This is a genomic window from Streptomyces sp. CB02261, assembly GCF_001905665.1.
Taxonomy (GTDB): domain Bacteria; phylum Actinomycetota; class Actinomycetes; order Streptomycetales; family Streptomycetaceae; genus Streptomyces.
The window spans coordinates 381,925-400,163 of record NZ_LIVX01000002.1; the positions used below are offsets into that span (position 1 = coordinate 381,925).

The window sequence follows — 18,239 nt, forward strand, 5'->3', positions numbered from 1 at the left end:
CCGAGTTACGCCTTTACTCCGTGGCGGGCGCGGCCGCCAGGAGCTTCGCCGCCTCGGCCCGCAGGTCCTTGTTGCGGAGCTCCTTGGGCAGCGAGAAGGTGAGGGACTCGTCGGCCGTCTTGACGATCTCGACGTCCGCGTAGCCGCGCTCGGCGAGCCACTCCAGGACCTCCTGCACCAGGACGTCCGGGACGGAGGCGCCGGAGGAGAGGCCGACGCTGGTCACGCCCTCCAGCCAGGCCTCGTCGATCTCGCTCGCGAAGTCGACGAGGTACGCGGCGGGGACGCCGGCCTGCTTGGCGACCTCGACCATGCGGATCGAGTTCGAGGAGTTCTTGGAGCCGACGACGATGACCAGTTCGGCCTGCCCGGCGAGCTCCTTGATGGCGATCTGACGGTTCTGCGTGGCGTAGCAGATGTCGTCGGACGGCGGGGAGATGAGCTGCGGGAACTTCTCCTTCAGCGCGTCGACCGTCTCCATCGTCTCGTCGACGGAGAGCGTGGTCTGCGAGAGCCAGACGACCCGGGACGGGTCGCGGACCTCGATCTTCGCCACGTCGTCGGGGCCGTCGACCAGCTGGATGTGGTCGGGGGCCTCGCCGGAGGTGCCGATGACCTCCTCGTGGCCCTCGTGGCCGATGAGGAGGATGTCGAAGTCCTCGTTGGCGAAGCGGACGGCTTCCTTGTGGACCTTGGTGACCAGGGGGCAGGTCGCGTCGATGGTCTTGAGGCGGCCCTGGCGGGCCTCCTCGTGGACGGTGGGGGCGACGCCGTGCGCGGAGAACATCACGATGTTGCCCGGCGGCACCTCGGTCGCCTGGTCGACGAAGATCGCGCCCTTCCGCTCCAGGGTCTGGACGACGTACTTGTTGTGGACGATCTCGTGCCGGACGTAGATCGGCGCCCCGTACTGCTCCAGGGCCTTCTCCACGGCGATCACGGCACGGTCCACGCCCGCGCAGTAGCCGCGGGGGGCGGCGAGCAGGACACGCTTCGGACGGTTCGTCGCGGGGGCGGACTCGGGCGTCGGCGCGGGCGTTGCAGTCATGCGTCCCATCGTAAGGCCGCGTCGGTGAGCGGTTTGATCGGCGGCGTGGCCGAAACTGTCGCCATGGCCGAGGAATCGCAGGTGGCGGCGCGCGGGGAACATACGGAGCTTCGTAGGAACCTCGGGTTCCGCGACCTGGTCGTCTACGGGCTGCTCTTCATCGCCCCCATGGCGCCCGTCGGCGTCTTCGGCACGCTCGACGCCAAGTCCGGCGGCGCGGTCGCACTGGTGTACGTCGTGGCCACGATCGCCATGGCGTTCACGGCGTTCAGCTACGCGCAGATGGTACGGGTCGCCCCGCAGGCCGGCTCCGTCTTCACGTACGCCCGCAAGGGTCTCGGGGAGGGACCGGGATTCGTCGCCGGCTGGATGGCGATGCTCGACTACCTGCTCATCCCGGCCGTCGCCTACCTCTTCGCGGGCATCGCGATGGAGGCGCTGGTCCCGGAGGTGGACCGGTGGGTGTGGACCGGGATCGCCGTGGTCGTCACCACCCTGCTCAACCTGTGGGGCGTACGGGCGGCGGCCCGGGTCGGCTTCGCGGTGCTCGCGATGGAGATCGTCGTCCTGCTGGTCTTCGTCGTCTCGGCCGTGGTGGTGCTCGTACGGGACGGGGCTCGGCGCGACTGGTGGTCGCCGCTCACCGGTGACGGAGCGTTCTCGTTGGCCGCGGTGGTGGGCGCGGTGTCGGTGGCCGTCCTCTCCTATCTGGGCTTCGACGCGATCGCCTCCTTCGCGGAGGAGGTCACGGGCGGTTCGGCGAAGGTGGCGCGGGCGGTGCTGTTCTGCCTGGCCCTCGCGGGCGTCCTCTTCGTGGCGCAGTCCTGGCTGGTCGCGCTCCTCGAACCGGTCTCGTCCGCCGACCTCGCGGCGGATCCGGGGAAGCAGGGTTCGGCCTTCTACGACGCCGTGGAGACCTCGGTCGGCGGCTGGCTGCACGACCTCGTGGCCCTGTCCAAGGCGATCGGGGCGGCGTTCGCGGCGCTCGCGGGGCAGGCGGCCGGCGGGCGGCTGCTGTTCGCGATGGGCCGTGACCGGCGGCTGCCGCACGTGCTCGCCCGGACGGACGGGGGCGTGCCGCGGGTGGCGCTGCTCGTGGCCGCGACGGTGACGATGATCGCGGCGGTGTGGGCGGCCCGCCGGGACGACGGCCTCGACCACCTGGTGTCGGTCGTCGACGTCGGCGCCCTGACAGCCTTCGTCCTGCTGCACGCGAGCGTGGTGGGTTGGTTCGCGGTCCGCCGGGCGGAGGGACCGCCGCACGTGCTGAAGCACGTGGTCGCTCCGGTGCTCGGGGCGGCGATCCTGATCGCGGTCATCGTCGAGGCCTCGGCGGCCGCGCAGGTGGTGGGCGTGGTGTGGCTGGGGGTGGGCCTGGTCGTCCTCGCCGTGCAGGGCGCGTCGCGGACCCCGGCGGGGCGCTGAGGCCTTCGGGACGCCCACCCTCGGGCCCGGGAGGCCGGGAAGGCCAGGGAGGCCGGGGAGGCCGGGGAGGCCGGGGAGGCCCGGGAGGCCCGGGAGGCCCGGGAGGCCCGGGAGGCCCGGGAGGCCCGGGAGGCCGGCGAGGCCCCCGTGCCGTCGGCACGGCCGCCCGCGCGGTCCTGACGTTGTCGTACCGCGCCGTTACGCTCGGTCCATGGCTCTGACTACGTCCGCCGAAGCACCGCTTCCCGTCGGTGAGGTCTCCCGGCTGATCGGGGGGTGGATCGACCGGCTCGGAGCGATCTGGGTCGAGGGGCAGATCACGCAGCTGTCGCGGCGGCCCGGCGCCGGGGTCGTCTTCCTGACGCTGCGGGATCCCTCGTACGACATCTCGATCGGCGTCACCTGCTACCGCCAGGTCTTCGACGCCGTCGCGGACATCGTGTCGGAGGGCGCCCGGGTCGTGGTGCACGCCAAGCCCGAGTGGTACGCGCCACGGGGGCAGCTGTCGCTGCGGGCGGTGGAGATCAAGCCGGTCGGGATCGGCGAGCTGCTCGCCCGCCTGGAGCAGCTGAAGCGGAGCCTGGCGGGCGAGGGGCTGTTCGCGCTCGACCGGAAGAAGCCGCTGCCGTTCCTGCCGCACCGGATCGGGCTCGTCTGCGGCCGCGCATCGGCGGCGGAGCGGGACGTCCTGGAGAACGCGCGCCGTCGCTGGCCCGCCGTCGCCTTCGAGGTGCGGAACGTGGCGGTGCAGGGCGTGAAGGCGGTTCCTCAGGTCGTCCAGGCGGTCAAGGAGCTCGACGCGCACGAGGACGTGGACGTGATCATCGTCGCCCGCGGCGGCGGCAGCGTCGAGGACCTGCTGCCGTTCTCGGACGAGCAGCTGGTCCGGGCGGTGGCCGAGTGCCGTACGCCGGTGGTGTCGGCGATCGGGCACGAGCCGGACTCGCCGCTCCTCGACCTGGTGGCCGACCTGCGCGCCTCGACGCCGACGGACGCGGCCAAGAAGGTCGTGCCGGACGTCGGGGAGGAGCTGGAGCGGGTGCGCGGGCTGCGGGACAGGGCGCTGCGGACGGTGCGGGGGCTCCTCGACCGGGAGGAGCGCGGCCTCGCGCACGCGCTCGCGCGGCCCGTCATGGAGCATCCGCAGCGGATGGTCGAGGTCCGCGAGGACGAGGTGGCGGCGCTGCTCGCCCGGAGCCGGCGTGTCCTCGGGCACCTGCTGGACCGGGCGGACTCCGAGCTGTCGCACACCCGGGCGCGGGTCCGGGCGCTGTCGCCCGCCGCGACGCTGGAGCGGGGGTACGCGGTGCTCCAGCGGGCGGACGGCGCGGTGGTCCGCTCGCCGGAGGAGGTCGCGGAGGGCGAGGAGCTGCGGGCGCGGGTCGCGGAGGGCGAGTTCGCGGTGCGCCGCGTCCCCGGCCCGGCCTGAGCGAAGATCCAGAGCATCCAGAGAGCATCGAGAGAGAACCGGACACGGAGGGTGGAGCGGCACATGGCAGCGGGAACGAGTGCGGGTGCGGGCGCGGACGAGGCGGCGCTCGGGTACGAGGAGGCGCGGGACGAGCTGATCGAGGTCGTGCGGCGCCTGGAGGCGGGCGGGACGTCCCTCGAGGACTCGCTCGCGCTGTGGGAGCGCGGCGAGGAGCTGGCGAAGGTCTGCCGGCGCCGGCTCGAAGGGGCGCGGGCCCGGCTGGACGCCTCCCTCGCGGCGGAGCGCGCGGCCGAGGCGGAGGCGCAGGGGCGGGCGGAGGGGCCTGGCGGCGACGGGAATCCGGCGTAGACTCAGGGTGAACCGGATCACTATCCGGATGGGTTAGTTGAACTTTCACCAATTCTCGGCGTACTGTCGAGGACATCGCTTGAACCCGTACGAGCGACCCCCTTTGCAGTCCGGAAGGTACGCAGCATGTCTCTCGCTCTTGACCCCGCCGCCCAGGACCTCCTCTTCCGCGAGGCCCGCACCGCCAACACGTTCGCCGACGAGCCGGTGACCGACGAGCAGGTCCAGGCGATCTACGACCTGGTGAAGTACGGCCCGACCGCGTTCAACCAGACCCCGCTGCGCATCACCCTGGTCCGCTCCCCCGAGGCCCGCGAGCGCCTGGTCAAGCACATGGCCGAGGGCAACCGCCCGAAGACCGCCTCGGCCCCGCTGGTCGCGATCCTCTCCGCCGACAACGAGTTCCACGAGGAGCTCCCGGCGCTGCTCCCCCACTTCCCGCAGGCCAAGGACATGTTCTTCGCCGAGCGTCCGGTCCGCGAGCAGTCCGCCGTCCTGAACGCCGCCCTCCAGGCCGCGTACTTCATCGTGGGCGTCCGCGCCGCCGGCCTGGCCGCGGGCCCGATGACCGGCGTCGACCTCTCCGGCCTCCAGAAGGAGTTCCTGGACGCCGACCACACCCCGCTGATGGTCGTCAACATCGGCAAGCCGGGCGAGGACGCCTGGTTCCCGCGCTCCCCGCGCCTGTCCTACGAGGACGTCGTCACCACCGTCTGAGCCCGACGCCCCCGGCGTCCGCGCCCGACGGCGCACGAGGAAGGCCCCGCACTCGTGGAGTGCGGGGCCTTCCTCGTCCACGTGCCGGACCGCCGGCTCAGACCTTCTTCGACCGGAGCGAGCCCGCCATCTCGGCCAGCTGCTCGAAGGACGCCGTGCCGGTCACCACCGTCGTGGCCCCGCCGTCGACCCGGACGAGCGCGTCGTACTTCGGGCCCTCCCAGCGCTGCCAGACCTGGCCCGCCACCGTCTGGGTCCTGCCGGTGTTCTTCGCCCGGTGGGTCACGTCCGGCACGAAGGTGCCCGCCGCCGCCGTCGACTGGTGGATCGCCACGTACTGCGTGTCCGGGGAGAGGAAGCCCAGCTGCCAGGCGTCGGCGTTGTCCCGCTTGTACGAGACGACCGTCGCCTTCCATCCCTCACCGAGGCCCTCGGGGGCCAGCACCGGATACGGCGCCGCCCGCTGAGCCGTCAGGAGCTCGACCCGGTAGTCCTTCGCCTTGACCGGATCGGCGCTCTCGTCGTGTGGGATGAAGAGATACATCACTCCCGCGGCGATCAAGATCACCCCGAGGGACTGGATCATCCCGCGTACCGTCTGCCTGCCTCGCATACCTGCCACCGCACCATGGTCGCATCAAGGGTCCGTGCTCATACGTGGGCCCCTCTGCTCATTTTGTCGACGTACCGATAGAGTCGCAGCACCCTCCCTTAACCGGCCGTCGCCGTACAGAAAGGTGCGTTCCGATGACCGAGCAGCAGAATCTGCCGCCCGAGCTCGTGGTCTCCCCCGAGGCTCCCGACCGCAACCTCGCCCTTGAGCTGGTCCGCGTCACCGAGGCAGCCGCCATGGCCGCGGGCCGCTGGGTCGGCCGCGGCGACAAGATCGGCGCGGACGGCGCGGCGGTCAACGCCATGCGCACCCTGATCTCCACCGTCTCGATGAACGGCGTCGTCGTCATCGGCGAGGGCGAGAAGGACGAAGCCCCCATGCTCTTCAACGGCGAGCGGGTCGGCGACGGCACCGGCGCCGAGGTCGACATCGCCGTCGACCCGATCGACGGCACCACGCTCAACGCCAAGGGCATGCCGAACGCGATCGCCGTCCTGGCCGCCGCCGACCGCGGCTCCATGTTCGACCCGTCCGCGGTGTTCTACATGGACAAGCTGGTCACCGGCCCCGAGGCCGCCGACTTCGTCGACATCAACGCCCCCGTCTCGGTCAACATCCGCCGGGTCGCCAAGGCGAAGAACTCCTCGCCCGAGGACATCACGGTCGTCATCCTGGACCGCCCCCGCCACGAGGGCATCGTCAAGGAGATCCGCGAGACCGGCGCCCGGATCAAGTTCATCTCGGACGGCGACGTCGCCGGTTCGATCATGGCCGTCCGCGAGGGCACCGGCGTCGACATGCTGATGGGCATCGGCGGCACCCCCGAGGGCATCATCTCCGCCTGCGCCATCAAGTGCCTCGGCGGCGTGATCCAGGGCAAGCTGTGGCCGAAGGACGACGCCGAGCGGCAGAAGGCGCTCGACGCGGGCCACGACCTGGACCGGGTCCTCTCCACGAACGACCTGGTCGGCGGCGACAACGTGTTCTTCGTCGCGACCGGCATCACCGACGGCGAACTGCTGCGCGGGGTCCGCTACCGCGCCGAGACGGCGACGACGCAGTCGCTCGTCATGCGCTCGAAGTCGGGCACGATCCGCCAGATCGACTCCACGCACCGGCTCTCGAAGCTGCGCGCGTACAGCAAGATCGACTTCGATCGCGCCAACTGAACCATCCGGCGGGCCGGGGCGGGCCGACACGGGCCGCAGCCGGGGCGGACCCGAGGCGGGCCGCCACCGGGGCGGGCCGACACGGCCCGCCGTCGAACCGGGCCGACGGGCACGAAAAGGGGCGCCCCCATGTGCGGTGGGGGCGCCCCTTCCCGTACGGGACGAGGGAGCGGATCCGCTTCGGTCCGTCCGTTCCCGGGCCGTCCCGGCCCGGCCGATCCCTGTCAGCCCGCCTTGGCGATCCGCTCGGTCGCGGCCGCCTTCCTCAGCTCCACCTCGCGCCGCCGGCGCCGGGCCAGGGCGACGCGGCGCTCCGCCGCCGTGAGCCCGCCCCACACCCCGTACGGCTCGGGCTGCAGCAGCGCGTGCTCCCGGCACTCGACCATCACCGGACAGCGACCGCAGACCCGCTTCGCCGCCGCCTCACGCGCGAGCCGCGCGGCGGTCGGCTCCTTGGAGGGGGCGAAGAAGAGTCCGGCCTCGTCCCGGCGGCACACCGCCTCCGCGTGCCATGGACCGGCCTCGTCCTCCCGGGCAGGGGCGCGCTGAGGGGGGACGGCGGCGACCTGGAGGGGCTGATGCGGCGGTTGCAGCACGGTCTACTCCTGACGACGACTTCGCGAGCGAGCGGCGATGCACCAGCCCTACCCGCTGTGCGCGCGCCTATGCACTGCGTACCGTGGCGTTCCGCTCTGCGGATACCCGAGGGCGAATTCCGGTCACTCCCGCCGGAGCCGTCGCGGGGTCAGTGGCCGAGGTGCTTGCGGAGCTTGCCCTGGAGGTCAGTGATCCACTTGCCGCGCTTGGGTCTGGCCTCCACGTTCCCGAAGACCGAGTAGCCGTTGATGACGACGACCGGGGCCTGCGGGTCGGCGCCCTCCAGGGTCACGACCTCGAAGTTGCCGAAGACCCCGCTGCCGTTGCCACGGAGGCTGATGTTCTCCGGGACCCGCACCTCGACGTTGCCGAAGATCGAGGTGGCGTTGATGGTGGTGAGCCGCTGGGCGAAGATCGCCTCGGTGAGGTCGATCTCGATGTTCCCGAAGAGCGCGAAGGCGTTCGTCCTGCGGCCCACGCGCCAGCGGCCCTTGCGGGTGGTGCTGGAGAAGATCGCGACGAGGCTGTCGGCCTGGCCGTCCTGCTCGTCCGGCCCGTACGCGTAGGCCGGCTCGGGCTCCTGGCGGGTCCCGGTCGAGGGCAGGTCGCGGACGATCGGCTCCAGCTCGCCCACCGTCTTCGCCCGGTAGACCGCGTCGATCCGGTCCGAGTGCTCCTCCGGGTCGAGCCGCCCCTCGGCGAGGGCGTCCCTCAGGATGTCCGCGATCCGGTCCCGGTCCGCGTCCGAGGCTCGCAACGAGCCCCGCGGATCGGCGAAGCCGGTCTCGGCGGGAGCGGCCGGCCGCTGCGGCTGCTTTTCGGGCACGGCTTCGGACGCGGGTTCCGGCTGCTTTTCGAGGTCCACGCGACCAGCCTAGCGAAACGCGATAGATCGCGACCAGGGGGCGGGGCCGCGACCTGTGGACAACACCCCGAACGGACCCGGCGGCGAGGGCGGTTCACCCCCGGCCGGCCCCACGGCCCGGGGATCACGACACCCGCACCGCCCCTCCCGCCGCCACCACACCATTCCGGCGCGGTCCCGGTCCCAAGTGAGCCTTACCTCACAGAACCGGCGCCCGGCCCGCGTTCTACGCTGGAGGGCGCACTGCCAACGGAGGCGGTGCGCCGTCTTGCCGAGTGAGGAATGGCCCCCATGCCAGAGTTTGCGTACTCCGATCTGCTCCCCCTGGGAGAGGACACCACGCCCTACCGCCTGGTGACCTCCGAAGGTGTCTCCACCTTCGAGGCCGACGGCCGTACGTTCCTCAAGGTCGAGCCGGAGGCCCTGCGGCTGCTGGCCGCCGAGGCGATCCACGACATCCAGCACTTCCTGCGTCCGGCCCACCTGGCCCAGCTGCGCCGGATCATCGACGACCCGGAGGCGTCGGGCAACGACAAGTTCGTGGCGCTCGACCTCCTCAAGAACGCCAACATCGCCGCCGCCGGCGTCCTGCCCATGTGCCAGGACACGGGCACCGCGATCGTCATGGGCAAGCGCGGCCAGAACGTGCTGACCTCCGGCCGCGACGAGGAGGCCCTGTCCAAGGGCGTCTACGACGCGTACACCAAGCTCAACCTGCGCTACTCGCAGATGGCCCCGGTCACCATGTGGGAGGAGAAGAACACCGGCTCGAACCTGCCCGCGCAGATCGAGCTGTACGCGACCGACGGCGGCGCGTACAAGTTCCTCTTCATGGCCAAGGGCGGCGGCTCCGCCAACAAGTCCTTCCTCTACCAGGAGACGAAGGCCGTCCTCAACGAGGCGAGCATGATGAAGTTCCTGGAGGAGAAGATCCGCTCGCTCGGCACGGCGGCCTGCCCTCCGTACCACCTGGCGATCGTCGTCGGCGGCACGAGCGCCGAGTTCGCGCTGAAGACCGCGAAGTACGCCTCCGCGCACTACCTGGACGAGCTGCCGACCGAGGGCTCGGCCGAGACCGGCCACGGCTTCCGCGACAAGGAGCTGGAGGAGAAGGTCTTCGAGCTGACGCAGAAGATCGGCATCGGCGCGCAGTTCGGCGGCAAGTACTTCTGCCACGACGTCCGCGTCGTCCGCCTCCCCCGCCACGGCGCCTCGCTGCCCGTCGCCATCGCCGTGTCCTGCTCGGCCGACCGCCAGGCCGTCGCGAAGATCACCGCCGAGGGCGTCTTCCTGGAGCAGCTGGAGACGGACCCGGCGCGCTTCCTGCCGGACACGACCGACGAGCACCTCGCCGAGGAGAGCGACGTCGTCACCATCGACCTGAACCAGCCGATGGACGACATCCTCGCCGAGCTGACCAAGTACCCGGTCAAGACCCGCCTCTCCCTCAACGGCCCGCTGGTCGTGGCGCGCGACATCGCGCACGCCAAGATCAAGGAGCGCCTGGACGCGGGCGAGGAGATGCCGCGGTACCTGAAGGACCACCCGGTCTACTACGCCGGCCCGGCGAAGACCCCCGAGGGGTACGCCTCCGGTTCCTTCGGTCCGACCACGGCCGGCCGGATGGACTCGTACGTGGAGCAGTTCCAGGCGGCGGGCGGCTCGAAGGTCATGCTGGCCAAGGGCAACCGCTCGCAGCAGGTGACGAACGCGTGCGGCAGCCACGGCGGGTTCTACCTCGGCTCGATCGGCGGCCCGGCGGCGCGGCTCGCGCAGGACTGCATCAAGAAGGTCGAGGTCGTCGAGTACGAGGAGCTCGGCATGGAGGCGGTCTGGAAGATCGAGGTCGAGGACTTCCCGGCGTTCATCGTCGTGGACGACAAGGGCAACGACTTCTTCCAGAACCCGGCCCCCGAGCCGACGTTCACCCACATCCCGGTGCGAGGCCCCGGCCTCGGCTGATGCCGTGACGCCTGCGCGAAGCCCCGTTCCCATGGAGCGGGGCTTCGTCGTTCCCCGCCGTCGTCGTTCGCTCAGAAAGTCGCTACCGACCGGTAGCCCTCTCGTCGTCTACTGGTCAGTATGGGTCGCGAGCATGTCAACCACTGAGCCGGTCGACCACTCGGGAGCCCCCCATGCCCTCCACCCCCCTCCGCCGCCGCGCCGCCGCCGGGACCACCGGCGCGCTCGCCCTGACCGCGGTCCTCGTCGTCGGGCCCGCGCCCACCGCGTCCGCCGCCGACCCCGACACCCACATCACGTCGGTCGCCGCCGTCAAGGACGTCGACTACGCGACCTGGCGGCGGGACGTGGCGGCCGTCGTCGCCGAGGCCCGCCCGTACATCGAGAAGCGCTCCGAGGACGCCGGCCGGGAGAAGCAGGCGATCGTCCTCGACATCGACAACAGCTCCCTGGAGACGGACTTCCACCCGTTCTGGGAGCTGCCGACCCCGGCCATCGCCGACGTACGCGACCTCGTCGACGGCGCCCACGCGCGCGGGGTGGACGTCTTCTTCGTCACCGCGCGCCCCGGCATCCTCCACTCGCTCACCGACTGGAACCTGAAGCAGGCCGGCTACCCGGTCGACGGGCTGTACGTGCGCTCGCTGCCGGACCTGTTCGGCGAGGTCGGCGCGTACAAGACGGCGAAGCGCGCGGAGATCGAGGCCAAGGGCTACACGATCATCGCGAACATCGGCAACAACACCACCGACCTGGTCGGCGGCCACGCCGAGCGCACCTTCAAGCTGCCGGACTACGGCGGCAAGCTGTCCTGACCGCGGCGGGCGACTCGACCCCCGGGCCGCCCGGAGATCAGCGTGGAGGCCCGCGGCTACGCTGACGCGCATGAGACACCCGATACGGACCCTGGCCCCGCTCGCCGCCGTGCTGGCGGCGGGGCCGCTGCTGACCGGCTGCGGCGCTCCCGAGCCGCTGCCCGAGGTGACGCCGGGCGCACGGCCGTCGACGTCGGCGACGAAGGCGGCACCGGCCACGCAGGCGCCGGCGGCTGCGCGGGGGGACGTCGGCGGTCCGGGGACGGCGTGCGCGCTGCCCGTCTCCTTCGCGCTGGCGGAGAAGTGGGAGCCGACCGCGATCGACGACCCGGAGAACCCGGAGTTCGCGGCGCTCACGCGGCAGGGGCCTGCCGTCATGCGCTGCGAGGTGAGCGCCAAGGCGGCCGGGCACCTCGGGTTCCTGCGGGTGTGGACGGCGGGGAAGGGTTCCGCGCGGACCGCCCTCGAGGGCTTCGTGAAGGGCGAGGAGAACGCCTCGAAGGTCGTCTACAAGGAGACCGCGGCCGGCGCGGTGCCCGCCGCCGAGGTGACGTACACGGTGTACAGCAAGCTGACGGAGGAGTCGAAGGAGGAGCGGGCCTTCGCCGTGGGGACGCCGAAGGGGACGGTGATCGTGCACCTCGGCGGTTTCGACACCGAGGAGCACCGGGCGATGCTCCCGGCGTTCGAGCTGGCCCGTACGACGCTCAAGGTCCTCTGAGCGTACGGAGACGCTCCACGCGCGCGTGGAGCGTCTCGCGCAGGGCCGTGGCCCCCGTCCGGGTCGGACGGGGGCCACGGCCTTCCCCTGCCGGGTGGGGGCTAGGCGAACTTCTGGCCGGCCGAGCCGTCGCAGTTCTGCAGCCGGACCTGCTGCCGCGCCGCGCTCAGCGTGAGGCAGAGGCCGGTCGCGGCGGCGGGCCGGATCGTCGCGCCGTCACGGACGAACTTCTGGTTGGCGGCGCCGTGGCAGTTCCAGACGATGAGCGCCGTGCCCGCCGGGTACGAGGTGCTGGGCACGTCCAGGCAGCGGTCCTGTGTGAGTCCGGTGTGGACGGTCCCGCGCGCGGAGTCGTACCACCAGAGCTGGTTGCGACCGCCGTGGCAGTCCCAGCCGAGGACCCGGGTGCCGTTGGCGCTCCGGGCGCCGTCGACGTCGAGGCAGTCGCCGGTGGCCGCGTTCCTCAGCGGTCGGTACGCGTCGTCCCAGGCGACGGGGAACAGGGTCGGCTTCCCGGTGGAGTTCACGTCGGCGCAACTGGCCTCACGGACACCGGCGTCGTAGATCTGGGTGAGACAGGACGCGAAGGCGGCGTGGCCGCGCGCGTTGGGGTGGAAGGACTGCCGCACCGAGTTCTCGTCCGGGGTCCCGGGCTTGGAGAGGTCGATGTAGAGGCCCCGGGCCCACGGGTCCTCCATGCAGACCTCGTGGCCGTGGAAGAGGCGCGAGTTGTCGAGGTAGACGGCCCCGGTGGAGGCGGCGGCCGCGCGCATGCCGCGTTCGAAGGCGGGGACGGCGGTGTTGCGGCCCCAGACGGTGTCGGAGTCGTAGCCGAGTCCGCCGCAGACGAGCTTGCCGGGGAAGTTGGGGTTGTCGTGGAAGTCGGGGCCGATGGGGCTGGGGTAGCCCATGAGGACGAGCTTGTAGTCGCCGTCGGCGTAACCGGCGTCGCGCATGACGTTCTTGAGGTCGCGTACGGTCTGCTCGACCTTGGGCACGAGTCCGTCGACACGGGCCTGCCAGCCCGGGGCGTACTTCGGCTCGCAGGGGCCCTGCAGGGTGAGGTAGCGCGTGACGCAGTCCGTCATCACGGGGCCGAACTGCAGGTCGTCGTTGGCTCCGGCGACGAGGAGGACCATCTTGATGCGGGTGTTGCGCGCCTTGACGGCGAGGTTGTCGCTCTGGACGAGCTCGTCGGCGTACTGCTTGGAGCCGCCGATCCTGATGTTCCCGCTGTACGCGCCGGAGCAGGACACGTTGAAGGTGAGGTCCGCGGGGATCCCGGTGCGGTGGATGGCGGCGTCGGGCGAGCGGTGGCACCAGTTGGTGGGACCGTTGGTGGGGGGGTCGTAGGTGCCGACGCCCTCGCCGGAGATCTCGCTGTCGCCGAGGGAGATCAGGCCGGTCTTGCGCTGGGCGAGCGGGCGCTCCTCGGGGCTGCCGTAGATCCGGGTGGCCTCGGCGGCGCGGATCGCCTCCAGCTCGGGCGGGAGCGGTACGGACGCGACCGCCGCGGCCGCGTCGGTGCCGGTCGCGCCGGCCGGGGTGGCGGCGGTCGTCGTGCCGAGCGTGGCGGCGGCCGCGGCGACGACGGCGATGGGCCAGCGGAGTCTGTACCTGGTGCGCCTCATTGCGCCTCCTGGAAGTGGGGTTACCCACGGTTTTTACTGGCCGGTACGTGAGTTGGGAATACATCGAACAAGACAAGTGCTCATCTTTTTCGGGGGGTTCGGGGCTCGCCCCGACGGGCACAGCACGGGAGGTTGAGGACATGAACGACGCCGAGGACTACCGGATCGAGCACGACTCCATGGGCGAGGTGCGGGTCCCCGCGCACGCCAAGTGGCGCGCCCAGACCCAGCGGGCGGTGGAGAACTTCCCGGTCTCGGGCCAGCGCATCGAGCGCGCCCACATCGAGGCCCTGGCCCGGATCAAGGCAGCCGCCGCCCAGGTCAACGCGGAGCTGGGCGTGATCGACGGGGACCGCGCGGAGGCCATCGCCTCGGCGGCGGCGGAGGTCGCCGAGGGGCGCTGGGACGAGCACTTCCCGGTGGACGTCTTCCAGACCGGCTCGGGCACCTCGTCCAACATGAACACCAACGAGGTGATCGCGACCCTCGCCACCGAGCGGCTCCCCGAGGGCCGCGAGGTCCACCCCAACGACCATGTGAACGCCTCGCAGTCCTCCAACGACGTGTTCCCGTCCTCCATCCACATCGCGGCCACCGGCGCCGTCACCCGCGACCTGATCCCCGCCCTCGATCATCTGGCCACCGCCCTGGAGCGAAAATCGGCCGAATTCGCGACGGTGGTGAAGTCGGGCCGTACGCATCTGATGGACGCCACCCCGGTCACCCTCGGCCAGGAGTTCGGCGGCTACGCGGCCCAGGTCCGTCACGGCGTCGAGCGGCTGCGCGCCGCCCTCCCCCGGCTCGCCGAACTCCCCCTCGGCGGTACGGCGGTGGGCACCGGCATCAACACGCCGGCCGGGTTCTCCGCGGCCGTCATCGCGGAGGTCGCCCGCGCGACCGGCCTGCCGCTGACCGAGGCCCGTGACCACTTCGAGGCGCAGGGCGCCCGTGACGCCCTGGTCGAGACGTCCGGGCAGCTCCGTACGGTCGCCGTCTCCCTCACGAAGATCGCCAACGACCTGCGCTGGATGGCCAGCGGGCCCCGCACGGGCCTCGCCGAGATCAACCTCCCCGACCTCCAGCCGGGCTCGTCGATCATGCCGGGCAAGGTCAACCCGGTGATCCCCGAGGCGGTCCTCATGGTCGCCGCGCAGGTGACCGGAAACGACACCACCGTGGCCGTGGCGGGCGCGGCCGGGAACTTCGAGCTCAACGTCATGCTGCCGGTGATGGCCAAGAACCTCCTGGAGTCGGTGCGGCTGCTCGCCAACGCGTCCCGGCTGCTCGCCGACCGCACGGTGGACGGGATCACCGCCAACGTCGAGCGGGCGCGCGAGTACGCCGAGTCCTCGCCGTCCGTCGTCACCCCGCTGAACAAGTACATCGGGTACGAGGAGGCCGCCAAGGTCGCCAAGAGGTCCCTCGCCGAGCGGAAGACCATCCGCGAGGTGGTGATCGAGTCCGGGTACGTGGAGCGCGGCGACCTCACGGTCGAGCAGCTGGACGAGGCCCTGGACGTACTGCGGATGACCCGCCCGTGACCGGTCGGTGGCACCGCCCGTGACCGGTCGGTGGCGAGTGCTCGCCAGTGGGTGCGGACCGGCCCCTGGCGTGTGCTCGCCACGCGGTGCGGACCGGTCCTGGCGGGTGCTCGCCAGTGGGTGCGGACCGGCCCCTGGCGTGTGCTCGCCACGCGGTGCGGACCGGCCCCTGGCGGGTGCTCGCCAGTGGGTGCGGACCGGCCCCTGGCGTGTGCTCGCCACGCGGTGCGTACCTGGCCGGAAACCGGTCACGTGGCTGACTCGACCGTGACCGGTGCCGCAGCGGTGCTCCGGGGGGCACCCCCTAAGATCTGCGCATGACAGGATCGGATGGCTCCCAGCACTGGGCGCCGGGGGATCACATCCTCTGGCGCTACCGCGGCAACGGCACCGGAGAGGTGCACATCTGCCGGCCCGTGACGGTCGTGCAGGACACGTCCGAGCTGCTCGCCGTCTGGATGGCGCCCGGCACCGAGTGCGTCCGTCCCGTGCTGCTCGACGGCACGCCCGTGCACGAGGAGCCGCTCGCCACCCGCTACACCGCCGCGCGCACCACGGAGCGCGCGCGGTGGTTCGGCAGCGGGGTCCTGAAGCTGGCGCGGCCCGGCGATCCCTGGTCGGTGTGGCTGTTCTGGGACCGCGGCTGGCGCTTCCGCAGCTGGTACGTGAACCTGGAGGAGCCGCGGGTCCGGTGGTCCGGCGGTTTCGACTCCGAGGACCACTTCCTCGACATCTCCGTCTACCCCGACCGCAGCTGGCTGTGGCGGGACGAGGACGAGTTCGCGCAGGCCCAGCGGTCCGGCCTGATGAGCCCCGAACAGGCCGCGCGGGTCCGCGAGGCGGGGCAGCGGGCGGTGGAGCGGATCACGGCGTGGGGGGCGCCGTTCGCCGACGGCTGGGAGGACTGGCGGCCCGATCCGGGCTGGCGGGTGCCGGAGCTGCCGGCCGACTGGGACCGGACTCCCGCGCACACGGCACCGTGAGACCCTTGATGCACCCCTGGGGTTCAAACGTAGGATCGTCCTCCGCACGGCAGAAGCGGAACGAACGGCACGTCAGGCCGACCCGACGTCCTGTCAGACCTACCGGAGGGCCCGTCAGGGGCCGAGCACAGCACAGGAACTGATCCGAAATCATCCACGAGGGGGAGAGCAGTGCCGGACGTCTGCCCGGGTGTCGCGCCCCCTGCCGTAGCCGCGGCTCGCGGAGCCTCCACATCCGCCGCATACAAGGGGTTTATCCCCGCCGAAGGCGCGGCATCGGCGAGAAGAGCGAGTGCATCGCACCACCGGCCCGGACGGACGGAATCCCACGCGTGACGGAGCATCCCACCTCCCACGAAGGCCGGCAGCCCCTGGCTGCCCGGCCGCAGGAACGCGCGCGCCCTCGCCAGGAGGCGGCGGCCCTGCCCTCCGACGTGCCCGCGCAGGCGGGCGGGCCGACGACGCCCGGGCCGGAGGCACCGGGTGCCGGCGGTCCGTCGGCCCCCGCGGCGCCCCCGGCCGTCGGCACCCCCGGCGGCCCCGGTGCCGTCGCCGTCGCGGTCTCCCCGCAGCCCCAGGGCGGGCTCCGAGGCGGCGACACCGCCGCGCGGCGCGAGGGCGATCGGCTGCGGTTCGTCGGGGCGGCGACCCGGCGCATCGCGCGCGGCATCGACCTGGACGAGATCGTGCTCGGTCTGTGCCGGGCCACCGTGCCGACCTTCTCCGACGAGATCCTGGTCTACCTCCGCGACCCGCTGCCGGTGGGCGACGAGCGTCCGGTGGCGCCGTTCATGTTGCGGCTGCGCCGCACGGACCGGCTCCGGTTAAGCGATCTGGAGGGCGAGGAGCTCGTCCTCGTACCCGATCCCGATCCGACCCCCGCGGCCGAACTCTGCGAGGTGCGGTCGGGCGGTGCGCTCGCCGAGGTACTGCGCGGGGTGCGGCCGGTGTTCGGCGACTCCGCCGCCGCCAGGACCGCGCTGAGCGAGCTGCTGGGTCCCGAGCATCCGCTGCCCAACGGGCTGCGGGCGGTCCTCGCCCCGCTGCGCGGGCGGCGCCGGGTGATCGGCGCGGCCGTGTTCCTGCGCCGCCCCGAGCGCGCCGGTTTCGAGCCGAACGACCTGCTGGTCGCGGCGCAGCTGGCGACGCACACCGCGCTCGGCATCGACAAGGCCGTGCTCTACGGGCGGGAGGCGTACATCGCGGACGAGCTGCAGCGGACGATGCTGCCGGACTCGCTGCCGCAGCCGACGGGGGTCAAGCTGGCCTCGCGGTATCTGCCGGCCGCCGAGACGGCCCGGGTGGGCGGCGACTGGTACGACGCGATCCCGCTGCCCGGCAGCCGGGTCGCCCTGGTCGTCGGCGACGTCATGGGGCACTCCATGACCTCGGCGGCGATCATGGGCCAGCTGCGGACGACCGCGCAGACCCTGGCGGGGCTCGACCTGCCCCCGCAGGAGGTCCTGCACCACCTGGACGAACAGGCGCAGCGGCTCGGCGAGAACCGCATGGCGACCTGTATGTACGTGGTGTACGACCCGGTCTCGCACCGGATCACCGTCGCCAACGCGGGCCATCCGCCGCCGATACTGCTCCACCTCGGCGGCCGCGCCGAGGTGCTCAGGGTGCCGCCCGGCGCCCCGATCGGCGTGGGCGGGGTGGACTTCGAGGCGGTCGAGCTGGACGCGCCCGCCGGCGCCACGCTGCTGCTCTACACGGACGGCCTGGTGGAGTCCCGGCTGCGGGACGTGTGGACCGGCATCGAGCAGTTGCGGGAGCGACTCGCGGCGACGGCCCAGCTGACGGGACCGGACCACTCGCCGCCCCTGGAGGCGCTCTGCGACGACGTCCTCGACATGCTGGGTCCGGGCGACCGGGACGACGACATCGCGCTGCTCGCGGCCCGTTTCGACGGGATCGCGCCGAGCGACGTGGCGTACTGGTTCCTGGAGCCGGAGGACGCGGCACCGGGGCGGGCCCGGCGGCTCGCCCGGCGGGCGCTCGCCCGCTGGGACCTGGAGGAGCTGACGGACTCGGTGGAGCTGCTGATCAGCGAGGTCGTGACGAACGCCGTGCGGTACGCGGAGCGGCCGGTGACCCTGCGGCTGCTCCGGACGGACGTGCTGCGCTGCGAGGTCGGCGACGACTCGCCCCAGCTGCCGCGGCAGCGGCGGGCGCGCGACACCGACGAGGGCGGCCGTGGCCTGTTCCTGGTGAACCGGCTCGCGCGGCGGTGGGGCGCGACCCGGCTGTCGGGCGGCAAGGTGGTCTGGTTCGAGCTGGCCACCCGCGGCTGATCCCGGCCGGCGCGCACCAGGGCAGCCACGCCCCGGACAGCCGGACACATGAGGAAGGCCGGACCCCTGAGGGGT

At 72.2% G+C, this 18,239-nt stretch carries 16 protein-coding genes; 11 read left to right on the top strand and 5 right to left on the bottom strand.

What is annotated here, in order from left to right; all coding sequences use genetic code 11:
- Positions 1–13: 13 nt before the first annotated feature.
- Complete coding sequence (locus AMK29_RS07185; protein ID WP_073809186.1) at positions 14–1,057, bottom strand: 4-hydroxy-3-methylbut-2-enyl diphosphate reductase; 1,044 nt, start codon at positions 1,055–1,057, stop codon at positions 14–16.
- 54 nt (positions 1,058–1,111) lie between these two features.
- Here AMK29_RS07185 and AMK29_RS07190 point away from each other — a divergent pair, with 54 nt between their 5' ends.
- From AMK29_RS07190 to AMK29_RS07205, 4 genes are all read left to right on the top strand, one after another.
- Complete coding sequence (locus AMK29_RS07190; RefSeq protein WP_073809189.1) at positions 1,112–2,473, top strand: APC family permease; 1,362 nt, start codon at positions 1,112–1,114, stop codon at positions 2,471–2,473.
- 211 nt (positions 2,474–2,684) lie between these two features.
- Positions 2,685–3,902: an exodeoxyribonuclease VII large subunit gene (gene xseA / locus AMK29_RS07195; protein ID WP_073809191.1), complete on the top strand. Its 1,218-nt coding sequence runs from the start codon at positions 2,685–2,687 to the stop codon at positions 3,900–3,902.
- 63 nt (positions 3,903–3,965) lie between these two features.
- The gene (locus tag AMK29_RS07200) at positions 3,966–4,253 is read left to right on the top strand and encodes an exodeoxyribonuclease VII small subunit (RefSeq protein WP_073809194.1); all 288 of its coding nucleotides are present in this window, start codon (positions 3,966–3,968) and stop codon (positions 4,251–4,253) included.
- Between the two features lie 126 nt (positions 4,254–4,379).
- Entirely contained in the window at positions 4,380–4,970 is a 591-nt protein-coding gene (locus tag AMK29_RS07205) for a malonic semialdehyde reductase (protein ID WP_073809196.1), read from the top strand.
- Positions 4,971–5,067: 97 nt separating this feature from the next.
- Here the strand turns inward: AMK29_RS07205 and AMK29_RS07210 are convergent, their stop codons facing one another.
- Positions 5,068–5,583: a DUF4245 domain-containing protein gene (locus tag AMK29_RS07210; protein WP_260462125.1), complete on the bottom strand. Its 516-nt coding sequence runs from the start codon at positions 5,581–5,583 to the stop codon at positions 5,068–5,070.
- A gap of 134 nt (positions 5,584–5,717) precedes the next feature.
- On the opposite strand from AMK29_RS07210, the gene glpX reads away from it, so the two are divergent.
- Complete coding sequence (glpX, locus tag AMK29_RS07215) at positions 5,718–6,752, top strand: class II fructose-bisphosphatase (protein ID WP_073809202.1); 1,035 nt, start codon at positions 5,718–5,720, stop codon at positions 6,750–6,752.
- A gap of 224 nt (positions 6,753–6,976) precedes the next feature.
- Here the strand turns inward: glpX and AMK29_RS07220 are convergent, their stop codons facing one another.
- Together AMK29_RS07220 and AMK29_RS07225 are read right to left on the bottom strand one after the other, a co-directional pair.
- The gene (locus tag AMK29_RS07220) at positions 6,977–7,348 is read right to left on the bottom strand and encodes a WhiB family transcriptional regulator (RefSeq protein ID WP_073809205.1); all 372 of its coding nucleotides are present in this window, start codon (positions 7,346–7,348) and stop codon (positions 6,977–6,979) included.
- 149 nt (positions 7,349–7,497) lie between these two features.
- Entirely contained in the window at positions 7,498–8,214 is a 717-nt protein-coding gene (locus tag AMK29_RS07225) for a DUF1707 SHOCT-like domain-containing protein (protein WP_073809208.1), read from the bottom strand.
- Positions 8,215–8,496: 282 nt separating this feature from the next.
- Between AMK29_RS07225 and AMK29_RS07230 the strand changes: the two genes are divergently transcribed.
- From AMK29_RS07230 to AMK29_RS07240, 3 genes are all read left to right on the top strand, one after another.
- Positions 8,497–10,176 carry a fumarate hydratase gene (locus tag AMK29_RS07230; protein ID WP_073809211.1) on the top strand — a complete coding sequence of 560 codons (1,680 nt, stop codon included), beginning with the start codon at positions 8,497–8,499 and terminating at the stop codon, positions 10,174–10,176.
- A gap of 173 nt (positions 10,177–10,349) precedes the next feature.
- Positions 10,350–10,991 carry an HAD family acid phosphatase gene (locus AMK29_RS07235; protein WP_073809214.1) on the top strand — a complete coding sequence of 214 codons (642 nt, stop codon included), beginning with the start codon at positions 10,350–10,352 and terminating at the stop codon, positions 10,989–10,991.
- A gap of 70 nt (positions 10,992–11,061) precedes the next feature.
- Positions 11,062–11,712 (top strand): lipoprotein, encoded by a 651-nt coding sequence (locus AMK29_RS07240; RefSeq protein WP_073809217.1) that lies wholly within the window; start codon positions 11,062–11,064, stop codon positions 11,710–11,712.
- A gap of 101 nt (positions 11,713–11,813) precedes the next feature.
- Here the strand turns inward: AMK29_RS07240 and AMK29_RS07245 are convergent, their stop codons facing one another.
- Positions 11,814–13,343: a ricin-type beta-trefoil lectin domain protein gene (locus AMK29_RS07245; protein WP_073809220.1), complete on the bottom strand. Its 1,530-nt coding sequence runs from the start codon at positions 13,341–13,343 to the stop codon at positions 11,814–11,816.
- Between the two features lie 140 nt (positions 13,344–13,483).
- On the opposite strand from AMK29_RS07245, the gene AMK29_RS07250 reads away from it, so the two are divergent.
- The 3 genes from AMK29_RS07250 (at position 13,484) to AMK29_RS07260 (ending at position 18,164) form a co-directional block, all read left to right on the top strand.
- Positions 13,484–14,884 carry a class II fumarate hydratase gene (locus tag AMK29_RS07250; protein WP_073809223.1) on the top strand — a complete coding sequence of 467 codons (1,401 nt, stop codon included), beginning with the start codon at positions 13,484–13,486 and terminating at the stop codon, positions 14,882–14,884.
- 317 nt (positions 14,885–15,201) lie between these two features.
- Entirely contained in the window at positions 15,202–15,867 is a 666-nt protein-coding gene (gene fomD / locus AMK29_RS07255; RefSeq protein WP_073809227.1) for a cytidylyl-2-hydroxypropylphosphonate hydrolase, read from the top strand.
- A gap of 332 nt (positions 15,868–16,199) precedes the next feature.
- On the top strand, positions 16,200–18,164 hold the full coding sequence (locus AMK29_RS07260; RefSeq protein WP_073809229.1) for an ATP-binding SpoIIE family protein phosphatase: 1,965 nt from the start codon (positions 16,200–16,202) through the stop codon (positions 18,162–18,164).
- The last annotated feature ends 75 nt before the right edge of the window (positions 18,165–18,239 follow it).

What these genes read in the sequence shown, in the direction of transcription:
- AMK29_RS07185 (WP_073809186.1), bottom strand. Translation starts at nt 1,057, where the DNA reads ATGGGACGCATGACTGCAACGCCCGCGCCGACGCCCGAGTCCGCCCCC.
- AMK29_RS07190 (WP_073809189.1), top strand. Translation starts at nt 1,112, where the DNA reads ATGGCCGAGGAATCGCAGGTGGCGGCGCGCGGGGAACATACGGAGCTT.
- xseA (WP_073809191.1), top strand. Translation starts at nt 2,685, where the DNA reads ATGGCTCTGACTACGTCCGCCGAAGCACCGCTTCCCGTCGGTGAGGTC.
- AMK29_RS07200 (WP_073809194.1), top strand. Translation starts at nt 3,966, where the DNA reads ATGGCAGCGGGAACGAGTGCGGGTGCGGGCGCGGACGAGGCGGCGCTC.
- AMK29_RS07205 (WP_073809196.1), top strand. Translation starts at nt 4,380, where the DNA reads ATGTCTCTCGCTCTTGACCCCGCCGCCCAGGACCTCCTCTTCCGCGAG.
- AMK29_RS07210 (WP_260462125.1), bottom strand. Translation starts at nt 5,583, where the DNA reads ATGCGAGGCAGGCAGACGGTACGCGGGATGATCCAGTCCCTCGGGGTG.
- glpX (WP_073809202.1), top strand. Translation starts at nt 5,718, where the DNA reads ATGACCGAGCAGCAGAATCTGCCGCCCGAGCTCGTGGTCTCCCCCGAG.
- AMK29_RS07230 (WP_073809211.1), top strand. Translation starts at nt 8,497, where the DNA reads ATGGCCCCCATGCCAGAGTTTGCGTACTCCGATCTGCTCCCCCTGGGA.
- AMK29_RS07235 (WP_073809214.1), top strand. Translation starts at nt 10,350, where the DNA reads ATGCCCTCCACCCCCCTCCGCCGCCGCGCCGCCGCCGGGACCACCGGC.
- AMK29_RS07240 (WP_073809217.1), top strand. Translation starts at nt 11,062, where the DNA reads ATGAGACACCCGATACGGACCCTGGCCCCGCTCGCCGCCGTGCTGGCG.
- AMK29_RS07245 (WP_073809220.1), bottom strand. Translation starts at nt 13,343, where the DNA reads ATGAGGCGCACCAGGTACAGACTCCGCTGGCCCATCGCCGTCGTCGCC.
- AMK29_RS07250 (WP_073809223.1), top strand. Translation starts at nt 13,484, where the DNA reads ATGAACGACGCCGAGGACTACCGGATCGAGCACGACTCCATGGGCGAG.
- fomD (WP_073809227.1), top strand. Translation starts at nt 15,202, where the DNA reads ATGACAGGATCGGATGGCTCCCAGCACTGGGCGCCGGGGGATCACATC.